At 67.1% G+C, this 12,758-nt stretch carries 8 protein-coding genes; 3 read left to right on the top strand and 5 right to left on the bottom strand.

Features of this window, described 5'->3' with window-relative positions:
• The first annotated feature begins 69 nt into the window (after window positions 1–69).
• Window positions 70–1,263 (top strand): phosphoserine phosphatase SerB, encoded by a 1,194-nt coding sequence (gene serB / locus RUR_RS36405; RefSeq protein WP_283139781.1) that lies wholly within the window; start codon window positions 70–72, stop codon window positions 1,261–1,263.
• Window positions 1,264–1,608: 345 nt separating this feature from the next.
• On the opposite strand, the gene RUR_RS36400 is transcribed toward serB, so the two are convergent.
• From RUR_RS36400 to RUR_RS36380, 5 genes are all read right to left on the bottom strand, one after another.
• Complete coding sequence (locus tag RUR_RS36400) at window positions 1,609–3,828, bottom strand: FUSC family protein (RefSeq protein WP_283139780.1); 2,220 nt, start codon at window positions 3,826–3,828, stop codon at window positions 1,609–1,611.
• A gap of 187 nt (window positions 3,829–4,015) precedes the next feature.
• Window positions 4,016–4,459, bottom strand: a complete 444-nt coding sequence (locus RUR_RS36395) for a SixA phosphatase family protein (protein ID WP_283139779.1) — start codon at window positions 4,457–4,459, stop codon at window positions 4,016–4,018.
• A gap of 645 nt (window positions 4,460–5,104) precedes the next feature.
• Window positions 5,105–7,393: a sodium-translocating pyrophosphatase gene (locus RUR_RS36390; protein ID WP_283139778.1), complete on the bottom strand. Its 2,289-nt coding sequence runs from the start codon at window positions 7,391–7,393 to the stop codon at window positions 5,105–5,107.
• 543 nt (window positions 7,394–7,936) lie between these two features.
• Entirely contained in the window at window positions 7,937–8,416 is a 480-nt protein-coding gene (locus tag RUR_RS36385) for an ATP-binding protein (RefSeq protein ID WP_283139777.1), read from the bottom strand.
• A gap of 10 nt (window positions 8,417–8,426) precedes the next feature.
• Window positions 8,427–8,777, bottom strand: coding sequence for an STAS domain-containing protein (locus RUR_RS36380; RefSeq protein WP_283139776.1), 351 nt, complete (start codon window positions 8,775–8,777; stop codon window positions 8,427–8,429).
• Window positions 8,778–9,025: 248 nt separating this feature from the next.
• On the opposite strand from RUR_RS36380, the gene RUR_RS36375 reads away from it, so the two are divergent.
• On the top strand, window positions 9,026–11,434 hold the full coding sequence (locus RUR_RS36375) for a DEAD/DEAH box helicase (protein ID WP_283139775.1): 2,409 nt from the start codon (window positions 9,026–9,028) through the stop codon (window positions 11,432–11,434).
• A 215-nt stretch (window positions 11,435–11,649) separates the two neighbouring features.
• Window positions 11,650–12,066 (top strand): hypothetical protein, encoded by a 417-nt coding sequence (locus tag RUR_RS36370; RefSeq protein ID WP_283139774.1) that lies wholly within the window; start codon window positions 11,650–11,652, stop codon window positions 12,064–12,066.
• Window positions 12,067–12,758 lie beyond the last annotated feature (692 nt).

The raw sequence follows: 12,758 nt of genomic DNA, 5'->3' as shown, positions 1-12,758 counted from the left end.
GGCACACCGCCCGTCCGAAAGACGGGCTGCGCTCAGTGCGGGGCGGGCAGCCAAGTAACGTTGACCGAAATGAACCAGCGCACTCTCCTCATCACGCTGACCGGCCGTGACCGCCCAGGGGTCACCTCCCGGCTGTTCACCGCACTCTCCGCTTTCCCGGCCGTCGTGGCCGACGTGGAGCAGGTCGTCATCCGCGGCCGGATGACCCTCGGCGTCCTCATCGCCTACGACCCTCAGACCGACATCGGGGCACTCTGGTCCAAGGTCGAGGACATCGCCGCAGACCTCGGCATGGAGGTGGAACTCGCCACGGGCACCGGCGACTCCGACAAGCGACGCCGCGGCCGGTTGCACGTGACCGTCCTCGGCGCGCCGCTCCTGCCCGCGGCCATGGCGGGAATCGCCGGCAAGATCGCGGCGAACGGTGCGAACATCGACCGCATCCTCCGGCTGGCCCGGTCACCCGTCACCTGCATCGAGATGGACATCTCCGGCGCCGACCCCGACCGGCTCCGCACCGAGCTCGCGTTCGAAGCCGCCGCACAACAGGTCGACGTCGCCGTACAGCGCTCAGGACTGCACCGCCGAGCCAAGCGGCTCATCGTCATGGACGTCGACTCGACCCTCATCCAAGGCGAGGTGATCGAACTCCTCGCCGCACACGCCGGCTGCCTCGCCGAAGTGGAAGAGGTCACCTCGGCGGCGATGCGCGGGGAACTGGACTTCGAGGCCTCCCTGCGGCAACGCGTCGCCCTCCTGGCCGGACTGCCGGATTCCGTCATCGGGAAGGTCCGGGACGAGGTCGTGCTCTCCCCCGGCGCCCGGACCCTCGTCCGTACCCTCAAGCGCCTCGACTACCGCTTCGCCATCGTCAGCGGAGGCTTCACCCAGATCACCGACGCCCTCGTCGAGGACCTGGGAATCGACTACTCGGCCGCCAACACCCTGGAGATCGTCGACGGCGTGCTGACCGGCCGGGTCGTGGGGCCGATCGTCGACCGTCCCGGAAAGGCCCGCGCGTTGGAGCGCTTCGCCGCCGAAGCGGGCATCCCGATCAGCCAGACCGTCGCCATCGGAGACGGCGCCAACGACCTCGACATGATCGCCGCCGCGGGGCTGGGCATCGCCTTCAACGCCAAGCCGGTCGTACGGCAGGCCGCGGACACCGCGGTGAACGTCCCCTACCTGGACGCGATCCTGCACCTGCTCGGCCTCTCCCGAGAGGAAATCGACGCCGCGGACGCCGAAGACGCGTACACCTAGTCGGCCGACGTCGGGCGGCCTTCCTCGACCATCGAGCACCGCGACGACTCCCACGTGGCCACCCGACCGGGAGGCCAGCCGGGACACCGATCGTTTTGCCTTGGCCAAGCCCTGCGGCCCCGACGTCCGGACCAAGCCATGCCTTTCACCGATCGGTGGTCCGGCTCCCGGAGCCCGTGTCAAGCCCGGCGGTACCTGTGGCGGCCCGGGGGCCGTCGATCCGGTTCACGGCCGGGCTGCGGGCCCTAACCCCTAAACCGCCCGCTCCTGGAAGAACACTGCAAAGTTCCCAACGGTGAAACCCACCGACACCCCCATGCATCGCTGGGCCGAACCGTGTACAACTCACGACCGGCCCGTTTCGCCGGAACCCGCCGGCTGCCGGGCGAGGTCGTCGGGCTCCTCGACGGCGAAAGCCGCCGACGCCACCGCACACAGCCGCGCCGAATCGGCGTTCAGCTCCCGGAGCGCGTGTTCGGCCACCACCGCGTGCAGCAGCGCCCGCCGTTCCTCGGGGGCCTCCTCGGCGGCCCGCTTGATCCGGCTCTCGGTCAGGTCGCTCACCCAGGTGGATAGCTCCGCCAACCGCCGATCCACCTCTCCCTCGGACTGATACGCCCGCCGGGACTCGACCGCCTCCACACAGTGTTCGAAACGATCCGCGAGCGCGCCGAGGACCGCCTGAACCGGAGCGATGTCCGTCGGACCCATCACGGTCACCATCATCATGACGTCGTCGCGAACCCTTCCCGAGGCCCGGGCGACCTCGCGGAGCGAATCGGGTACGGCGACCCCCGGCTCACCCGCCGCGCTGTTGACGGAGGCGGCCAAGTCCTCCTCGGCGCTTCCCGTCTGAAGTACGGCCTTCTCCACTCGGGAACGCGAGCCCTCACCCCGGTCGAAGGAGGCGACCGTACGGCACTCGGCCGCGTGGGCGTGGAGGAGCCGGTTGACCCGGGCGGGCAACCTCGCCGCTTCACCGCGGGGCCACAGCATCCGGGCGATCGTCAACGTCAGCAGTCCCCCGAGCAGCGTCATGAGGATACGAGAGCCTGCGGCCTCCGGGCCGAACGGGATTCTGAAGTCAACCAACAGCATGACCAGTGTGGTGACCAGCGCGGACCAGTACACATAGTGCACGGCCGACAGGGTGAAGGCGAGTACCGCGACCAGGGCGACCACCGCGGTCAGCGCCAGATTCCCGGGGGCGACGACGAGGACGCCGGCGGCCAGAAGAGCACCGACGACACCGCCGCAGGTCCGCGCGACCACCCGGGAGAGGGTGCCGCCGTACGTCGCCTGAAGACTGAGCAGGACCGTCAACGCCAGCCAGTACCCAAACGGCGGCCGCCAGATCGCGATGATCACCAAAGCGGCGCCCACCCCGACGGCGAGCCGTACCGCATGCCGTGCGGCCTGGGAGGTGAATTGGGGACGAGCGGACACCACCGGCGAGATGTGTGGCGGGATCCGCGGACCGGCCGGACCGCCGTACAGTCCCCCGACGGAGAGTTCGGCGGCGACTCCGACGGACTCGCCGATCCGATCGAGACACCGCTGGATCTGACGCAACTGGAGCAGCTCAAGCAGACTCCGCCGATCGTGCGGCAGGTCGGCGCGGAGTACGCCGATCCGGTCCGCGAGAGACGTCCCGGGCGCCACCCCGACGACATCCAGGCCTCCGTCGAAGACGACCCGCAACGCGGCCACGAGCGGTGCCACCGTGGCGGATGAATCCGAGTCCGTCAGAGCATCCGGTGATTGACGGCGCAAGACGGAACAGAGACCGCGGAGCGCCACGGTCTCGTAGAGGATTCGCCGGAGCACCACCACAAGCCGCGCGGCCTCCCTCCCCTGGCGCCGCAGATGATGCCGCGCACACGCTGTACGGGCCTGCCGCAGCGACTTCCCCGCAGCCCGGCGTCGCCCCTCCCAAGCCGCGTCCTCGGAAAGCGGATCCGTGGCCACCTCAAGCAGCGCGGCGATGTCGTTCGCCGCCGCGACGACCGCGGTACGCAGCGGCCGGGTGTGCCGCCACCGCCACGGCAGGGAGAGTAGGGCGCCGACGAGCAGGCCACCACCGAAGGTAAGCAGAATCGGCACGGCGAACTCGGGGTAATGGGGCCGCGACGCGGTGAGCACAAGCGCGAGCGCACCCGTCGGCCCCACCGCCGGAACCAGGCCGCCGAGAGCGGCGACGGCGGCACCGCCACCGGCCAGCAACCACGGCCGGCCCGCGATCAGCACGCCGAGGGCGACCCCGCCCGTGGCCGCCAGCGTCGCCACGAAGAACGTGGGGAACCTCCCGCCGGCCGGATCCTTGATCGCTGTTGTGGCCACCATGTAGGCGCCGAGCGCAACCAGACCTCCCCAGCCGGGGCGGCCGACGACCACGCTGACGAGCAGCGGCAAGGAGATCGCGGTGGCCGCGGTGAGCCCGAAGCCCAGCGCGAGACGGCCGATCGCCCCCTCGTGTACCCTCCGTACCCGCCGTCGTACGGCGTTCCGCAGTCCCCCGATGGTCCAAGACTTCCCCGCCGTCCGCAGGCCACACCCAGGCCCCAAGCCCGCATCCTGCCGTACCGGCTCCTCCCCCGAACCGGGTCGTCCCGGACGCTATGCGGCACGGCCCCAAGCCGATCGGTGGGAACGTCAGATCCGCCCGCGAAACCAGGGCAAGCGCCGTAGGTACCGCTTTCCACGGCCCAATCGACGATCAACTCGCTGAACCGTGCGTCCCGGATCGAGGAGGCTAGGGCTGACGCCAAGCGGCGAGAGACCCGCCCCCGGGCGACAGCTCGGCCCAAGGCCCGTCCACGGCGACGACGGCGGCCGCCGCGGTGGGGAACTCGTCGACGGTGGCGCCCGTCAGCTGCTGCACGAATCCGTGGACCGAAGGGCTGTGTCCGACGATCAGCAGCGTACGCACGCCGTCCGCGGTCTCGGCGACGAGGTCGAACAACTCATCCACATCGTTGTCGTAGATTCGCCGCTCATAGGAGATCGGCACACCCGCCGCGGCGAACTCGGCGGTCTGCCGGGTCCGCAGCGCCGTCGAACAAAGCACCAGATCGGGGATGAGACGCTGTTCGCTCAACCAGCGCCCGACATCGGCGGCCTCATGCTCACCCCGCTCCGCCAGCGGACGCTCATGGTCGGCCACCCCCACCAGGCCGGCCGCCTTCGCATGCCGCAAGACGATCAATTGTCGCCTCATCTCCGGCTCACCCGGATCGTGGGCACCGGGATACCGGCCAGGATCACCGGCCTGCCCGGCATGATCCCGAACGTCTTACCCTCGGAAGGCTGCCCCTGCTGCATACGGCCAGTCTTCCACCCGGCCCATCCGGCCCCCAACCCGCACCCGCCGTGGCGACGGCACCGGACCGCAGGTACCACGACCGATCCCGGGCACTCAGCACCGACCGAGGTCACGGTGCTCCGCCCCACCGCGATCACGGACACCTCGCCCGGCGGTGCGATCTCAAAGCGCATGTCACTCAGTCCGGTGCCGACCTCAGCCGCCACCTCGGCGATGGTCAAATCTCTATCGGTGAGCGTGGGGCCGACCCTTCCGGCCCATTTCGAGGCCGGCTCCTCCGTCGCCGGCGGATCGCCCCCGAGGCCCGGTCGGCGACGACCCCGGTGACGTGGCGGTAAGCAGGAACATCGGTCATGCCAGGAGCACCGGCGGGAGGCATCGTTGCCGCCCGGCAAGGAAACGGTGGTCCGCGGCTGCTCAGGTCAACTGAGACGGGCGGCGGCACTCTTTGGTGAGTGCCGCCGCCCGTTCCTCTGCCCTCGGCTCGGCGTGTGCTCAGAGGCTATGCAGGACCGGAAGCTAGGCCGCGTTGGCGGGCTCCGGCGACCTGTCCTCATTGCTAGGGGTGATCGAAGTCGACCTCCGCTTGGAGATCACCACAGCCGCAACGATCACACCCACCGCGGCGACGGCGATACCGATCCGCAGCGGCGTGTTGCTCGAGTAGGTGACGACCGCGGGAGCGATCAGCAACGCCACCAGGTTCATCACCTTGATCAACGGGTTGATCGCGGGACCGGCGGTGTCCTTGAACGGGTCTCCGACCGTGTCGCCGATGATGGTCGCCTCGTGCGCGGGAGAGCCCTTCCCACCGTGGTGGCCGTCCTCCACCAGCTTCTTGGCGTTGTCCCAGGATCCACCGGAGTTGGCCAGGAACACCGCCATGAGTGTGCCGCAGGCGATCGCGCCGCCGAGGAAAGCGCCGAGAGGCGCATACCCCATGGCGAATCCGACCGCGATGGGGGTGAGCACCGCAAGCAGACCCGGGGTGGCCAGTTCCCGGAGCGAATCCCGGGTACAGATGTCGACCACTCTGCTGTAGTCGGGCAGCTCGGAGCCGTCCATGATCCCGGGCTTGGTGCGGAACTGCTCCCGAACCTCGTAGACCACCCGTCCCGCCGCACGGCCCACGGCCAGGATGGCCAGACCGGCGAAGAGGAAGACCACCGCGGCCCCGACGATCAGCCCGACCAGGACGGCCGGTGCGTCGATCGAGAGGCTGAACGAGCTCGCCGCCGAACCCAAGGCCCCTTCGACCGAGGTTCGGAAGGCCCCGAACAGCGCGGTGGCCGCCAGCACCGCCGTCGCGATCGCGATGCCCTTCGTGATGGCCTTGGTGGTGTTGCCGACCGCGTCCAGGCTCGTCAGCACCTTGGCGCCCTCACCCTTGACGTCGCCGGACATCTCGGCGATGCCCTGCGCGTTGTCCGACACCGGACCGAAGGTGTCCATCGACACGATGACGCCGACCGTGGTCAACAGTCCCGTACCGGCGAGGGCGACCGCGAACAGCGCCACGACCACGTTGCCGAAGCCGAGCAGCGCCGCTCCGTACACCGCACCGCCGATGACGAGGGCCGAGTAGACGGCCGACTCCAGCCCGACGCTGATTCCGGAGAGGATGACGGTCGCGGCCCCGGTGAGCGAACTCTCACCGATGTCCCTGACCGGCTTGCGGTTGGTCTCGGTGAAGTACCCGGTGAGCAGCTGAATCGCGCTGGCGAGAACCAAGCCGATCAGCACCGCGCCGATGGCGATGTACCGCGGGTTGGCGTCGAGGTTCTGTACGCCGCCCGAGAGCTCGGCGAAGGTGTCGGGCAGGTAGGCGAAGGCGGCCACCGCGACGAGCACAGCCGAGATCAACGCCGAGATGAAGAATCCCCGGTTGATGGCGGCCATCCCGTTCCGATCCCCGGCGCGCGGGGAGACGGTGAAGATCCCGATGATGGCGGTGAGCACTCCGATCATCGGAACGATGAGCGGGAAGACCAGCCCCTCGGTTCCGAAGGCCACCTTGCCGAGGATCAGGGACGCGACAAGCATGACGGCGTAGGACTCGAACAGGTCGGCCGCCATCCCCGCGCAGTCACCGACGTTGTCACCCACGTTGTCGGCGATCGTCGCGGCGTTGCGCGGGTCGTCCTCCGGGATCCCCTGCTCAACCTTGCCGACGAGGTCGGCGCCCACATCCGCGGCCTTGGTGAAGATGCCGCCGCCCACTCGCATGAACATCGCGAGAAGGGCTGCGCCGAACCCAAAGCCTTCCAGCACGGTGGGTGCTTCACTGCGGTACACCAGGACCACGATCGCGGCGCCGAGCAGGCCCAGGCCGACCGTGAACATGCCCGCGACGCCGCCGGTGCGGAAGGCGATGCGCATCGCCACCTTTTCCCCGGCGTCACGCGCCGCCGCGGCCACACGCACGTTTCCACGAACGGCAAGCCACATTCCCATGAATCCGGTCAGCGCCGAAAAACCTGCACCAATCACGAAGAACAGTGATCGGCCAATACGGACCCCGGCGGATTCCGCTGGAAGGAGCAGCAACAGGAATGGGATCAAAACCACGAAAATCGCTAGTGTGCGGAACTGCCGCTTCAGGTAGGCTCCTGCGCCTTCCTGAACGGCTCTGGCGATGTTCTGCATCCGCTCGGTGCCCTGATCAGCCGCGAGCACCTCTTTGACGAGTCCACCGGCCACGGCGAGAGCCAGTAGAGCCACAGCGGCGACGACCACGACCAGAGTCAGGTCAACACCGGCGAGGGTTACCGCTGAACTTCCGTCAGCGGCAAGATAGAGGCTTGACATTTCCGTCCTCCTCGGCAACACGAGTAGGTCGTTGCCCGGACGGCGCAAGGAATTCAATCGGCGATGGTTAAGCGCGTCCGGGGCAGTTGGCAATGCCGCTTCCGGTTGCGTCCGCAGACTTCCCGCAGGCTACCTGTGAGCCCACGAGACCAAACCTTGGCCGGTGCCGGGGATTCTACGCAGCGAAGAGCCGGATATGAAGCCTCTTCAGTTCGCCATTTAGAGAAGTACACCGAGAGGCGTTGAACTTTTGCTGCCCTTGACGCGTTCTTTACCAGGTTGGGATGTCGGGGCACCGGGAGAGCCGTAACAGAAATGAATCGCTCTATCCCTATATTGCCTTAGCTATATTCCCAAATTTCGGACATCCGTATATGGATATGGCCCTCGATATCCCGGGCTTCGGATATTAAGTATCGCCAACTGATGGCACGACCCCATGGCCGACCGCCGCGGGAACGGCGACAGACGACCATGGAGCCAAGCGAGCCAGGGCATGACGGAGCGCCCGCCTGACCCCGTGCAGCGCAAGAAGATCGCGAATCAGTTCAGTGCCACACCATTGCCGGCTGCGGGCCAGCTCATCCGGATTCGCAGGCCTTCCGCGCTGGGCAGTACCTCAACGTCATCGGCCAGACCGACTATCACCGCTATACCGAATCCCGCAGTCAGCGAGTCGGGAAAGACGCCAAGAGATGACTGCCCGTCCCGGGAGAACATGTGCGGGGGGTTCACAAACGGATCCGCGGGCATGCCGACCGAAAGATCATCACTCGGTGCCGCGTCGGTGACCGTCACTTCGAATCGCCCCGAGTCATCGCGCAACTCGATCCGGATCGGCTGTCCAGGGCAGTGACGACGGTGCGCCTCCACCGCCCTGGAACAAGCCTCTCCGACTGCGAGCCGCACCTCGTCCAGGACCGCCTCAGGCACTCCCGTACGACGGGCGATCGCCGTGGCGATCAGCCGTGCGGTACGGACATGTGCCGGCAGCGCGCTGAACGTAAGCTCGACGGTGGCCATGGCGAGGACGCTACTTGTCCTTGCCGTGGGCTTCCTTGGCCTCGTCGACCGAGGCGTAGATCCCGAAGACCTTGGTGAGCCCGGTGATCCGGAAGATCTTCAAGATTCGCTCCTGGGTGCAGACCAACTCCAGGGAGCCGTCGTGGGCCCGTACGCGCTTGAGCCCGCCAACGAGCACCCCGAGCCCTGTGGAGTCGAGGAACTCCACCTTCTCCATGTTCACGAGCAGGTGGAAGTTACCCTTGTTGACCAGGTCAATCAGGAGCTCACGCAACCTCGGCGCGGTATAGACATCGATCTCACCCTCAACCTCAACAATGGTGAGCCGATCCTCGGTGCGGTGATCCAACTTCAGATCCACAGATCCTCCAGCGCCATGTCTGCTGTTGCGATCCTCGCCCACCCCAACGGCTGGGCACCATAGTTTCGCCGCGCGGCATTCAACCACGCTCCGACCTCGTGTCTATACGAAATCACGACTCCGGGCGACTCTGCCCCAAGATGCCAAACTAGAAACCGATGACTCCGCCGACCTCTTCCCCTGGACGCGCCGACGCTCTGCTGGAGCGTCTGCTCACGACCTCCACACGCCGTGACCGAGTCACCCACGTGGAGCACGTTTCAGCACGTCAGGCCGTGCTTTCTCCCTGGCCTGGATGGGTTCCCCAGGAGCTCGTCGAGCACTTGTCCAAAAGGGGCGTCGAAGCACTCTGGGAGCATCAATCCAGAGTCGCCGAGCACGCTTACCGTGGCCAAAACGTGATCATTGCCACTCCCACGGCGTCCGGAAAATCCCTCGCCTACCTGGTTCCCGCCCTCAGTGCGATCTTGGAGGGCCACACCGTTCTCTACGTGACGCCGACCAAAGCGCTCGCCGCCGATCAACTTCGAGCCGTCCGCCGTCTCAAACTCGATCAAGTCCGTCCTGCCGCCTTCGACGGTGACACCGCATATGAAGAACGTGCCTGGATCCGACAGTACGCGAACTATGTTCTGACAAACCCAGACATGCTGCATCGTGGCTTGATTCCAGGCCATTCACGATGGGCGACCTTCCTCCGCCGGCTCCGTTACGTCATCGTCGACGAGAGTCACGGCTACCGCGGGGTGTTCGGTTCTCACGTCGCACAGATTCTGCGACGCCTTCGAAGGGTCTGCGCCAGGCACGGTGCCGAACCGACTTTCATCCTCGCCTCCGCCACGGTTTCCGAACCCGGGGAGTCGGCGGCGCGCCTTACCGGTCTCCCGACCGCTGAGGTGACCCAGGACGGCTCTCCGAGGGGCGGTTGTACCTTCGCCCTATGGGAGCCCCCGCTGACCGATCTACGGGGCGAGAAGGGCGCCCCGGTCCGCCGTACGGCGACGGCGGAGACGGCGGACCTCCTCACCGATCTCGTGATCGAGAATGTGCGCACTCTGGCGTTCGTCCGGTCCAGGCGCGGCGCCGAGTCGGTGTCCCTCGCCGCCAAGCGTGCCCTCATGGAGATCTCCCCCGAGCTCTCCGAGAAGGTGGCCGCCTACCGGGCCGGGTTCCTCGTCGAGGAGCGGCGAGCCCTGGAGAAGGCGCTGCGGGCGGGAGAGATCACCGCACTGGCGACCACGAACGCCTTGGAACTCGGTGTCGACATCTCGGGTTTGGACGCCGTGCTCATCGCGGGCTGGCCGGGGACGCGGGCGTCGTTGTGGCAGCAGGCGGGGCGGGCGGGACGCGGACGGCGAGAGGCCCTCGCCGTGATGGTCGCCAGGGACGACCCCCTAGACACCTACCTCGTCCACCACCCCGAGGCTCTGTTCGGCCGACCGGTCGAGGCGACCGTTCTGGACCCGGACAACCCTTATGTGCTCGCCCCTCATCTGTGCGCCGCCGCGGCCGAACTCCCGCTCAGCGCCGAGGACGTGACACTGTTCGGCCCCATGGCCGCCAAGGTGCTCGACGACCTGGTCGACCGAGGGATGCTCCGGCGCCGTCCGACCGGCTGGTTCTGGACCCGACGGGAACGCGCCGTCGACCTCGCCGACATCAGGGGAACGGGCGGTCCTCCGGTGCACGTGGTGGAGGCGTCCACCGGACGGCTGCTCGGCACCGTGGACGAGCCCTCCGCGCATACCACCGTGCACACGGGTGCGGTCTACCTGCACCAGGGGAAGACCTACGTCGTCTCCCTGCTTGATCTCGAAGGCGGCGTGGCGCTCGTCGAAGCGGGCGAGCCCGACTACACCACCTTCGCCAGAGACACCACCGAGATCAGGGTGATCGACACGCTTCGATCCACCTCATGGGGTCTTCAGCTGGGAACGGTCGAGGTCACTCGCCAGGTCGTCTCGTTCCTGGCCCGCAGGATTCAGAGCGGCGAGATCATGGGTGAGACCCCCCTCGATCTCCCGCCCCGCACCCTGCGTACCCGTGCGGTCTGGTGGACTCTCCCCGCCCACGTGATCGCGGCCCTCGCCGTCGCCGGGGTCGATCTCGGCGGTGCCGCGCACGCGGCGGAGCACGCCGCGATCGGGCTCCTCCCGCTCTTCGCCACCTGCGACCGATGGGATATCGGTGGAGTGTCGACGGAACTCCATCCCGACACCGGGCTGCTGACCGTGTTCGTCTACGACGGGCACGACGGTGGAGCCGGCTTCGCCGAGCGGGGGTACGAGCGGGCGATCGACTGGTTACGGGCGACATACGAGGCCATCGACTCCTGCGAGTGCGACCGCGGCTGCCCGTCCTGTATCCAGTCGCCCAAATGCGGAAACGGCAACGAACCACTGGACAAGGCAGGGTCGCTTCTCCTTCTGGCCGCCCTGCTCCGGCAATCCGAAACAGCGGATGATCAAGCCCTGTGTCGGGTGGGTGCCGCCGACCCCACCGACCCGACATCCGATCATCCATCCGGGCGGACACCGGCGAGCCGCTCAACGGATCAGGCGGGGAGTCTCCAACCACCCCTTGGGCATGCGGATGCCGGCCCCGAGCCGACCGGGGAAGCAAAGCCGTGCGGCTCGGCCGCCGTGGAGTCTCGCTGACAGGACCGCACTTGGAACACGACGCTCATCCCGGGTAAGCCCGGCGACAGCCCATCCTGAATCCGAAGAGCGACAGCGGAAACAAAACAGGACAACTCAATAAATCAGCCACTCAGCTCCCATGAATCCCCACGGAGTCCATGCGAAGAACAGATGACTAAGTGGCTCCGGTAAGGGAAGGCGCATCCGCGTAGACCTACCGGAGGTGAGATCCCATGAGAGCGCTCGGCATTCTCCTGATGCTTGCCGGAGCGGCGGCCGCCTATCTGATCGTCCCCATCGAAACCGGCATCACCACGATCAGCGTCTTCGACCGGACATATGCGCTGTCCCCCCAGAACATATTCCTTCTCGGCACCGCCTGCGGCGTCACAGTCATCCTCGGGCTCGTACTGATCTTCGCGGGAGCACGTCGCGCGGCGGTACGGCGACGGGCTCTCTTCGATTCACGAAGTGAGTCACGCCGCCAGGTCGCCAAGCTGGAAAAGGAGAAGAAGGATCTCGAGCGCAAGCTTGAGGACAACCAGACGGCCACTCCGACCGAAACCGTGCCCGCTCGCTCCCCCTCGGCGACCTCGATGACGGATCGCCTGGTGGCCGGGGCACGCGCGGCCGTAAACCGATCACGCTGAGCCGATCACATCACGCCGACCCCGTCGTCAGGCCGGAAAGAGCCACATCTGTGATCTACCCGATCCGATGATCCGTTCTACGGAACCGCTTCAAGCCCGATTCCACGGGGCCGGTCCAACCGATCCAAATCGTCCGCTCGCGCTTCTCCGTCCGAACCACTAGCCCTCGATCTGCGCACAGATGCCTCCCACGCATAGGCGCACTCACCAGATGGATGGAGGCCTCGGATCAGACCTGAACCTGACTTTCGGCCACGGAACCGTCAGGTAGCTCTCCCCGGACTCAGGTTCACCGATTCGACACCTATGCGGCCGACGGTTCGTCCCCGGAACCTGGGCGGTGCTCTCCCCACCGGAGCACCGCCCAGATGGCACTCCCCGTACCCACTCACGCACCGTCTCTACACAATCACCCTCACGCCTGCGCCCCCAACGACCCACTCAGCGTGCCAGGTGCTCCCGGTACACGTGTCGATCGATCCGATGACCGCCCAACCGCTTGAAGCGATCAGTTGGCCGACATCCGGGCTTTTCGGCCATCCCCCCTGTCGGCCCGGCTCGCACACCGCCGTTGAACGGAGCTCCGGGCACAGACAACCACGAACAAGCGGATCTTCACAAGCATCGGAAACAGGATCCCTATGCAATTGTCAAGCAACATAGGCCACGGATCGGGCCAGCGGATAACCGCC

This window comes from Rhizohabitans arisaemae, from assembly GCF_025996515.1.
Classification (GTDB): domain Bacteria; phylum Actinomycetota; class Actinomycetes; order Streptosporangiales; family Streptosporangiaceae; genus Rhizohabitans; species Rhizohabitans arisaemae.
The sequence above is the reverse complement of the archived record's forward strand: the minus strand, read 5'-3'. Positions and strand labels throughout refer to the sequence as shown.

What these genes read in the sequence shown, in the direction of transcription:
- serB (WP_283139781.1), top strand. Translation starts at nt 70, where the DNA reads ATGAACCAGCGCACTCTCCTCATCACGCTGACCGGCCGTGACCGCCCA.
- RUR_RS36370 (WP_283139774.1), top strand. Translation starts at nt 11,650, where the DNA reads ATGAGAGCGCTCGGCATTCTCCTGATGCTTGCCGGAGCGGCGGCCGCC.
- RUR_RS36385 (WP_283139777.1), bottom strand. Translation starts at nt 8,416, where the DNA reads ATGGCCACCGTCGAGCTTACGTTCAGCGCGCTGCCGGCACATGTCCGT.
- RUR_RS36390 (WP_283139778.1), bottom strand. Translation starts at nt 7,393, where the DNA reads ATGTCAAGCCTCTATCTTGCCGCTGACGGAAGTTCAGCGGTAACCCTC.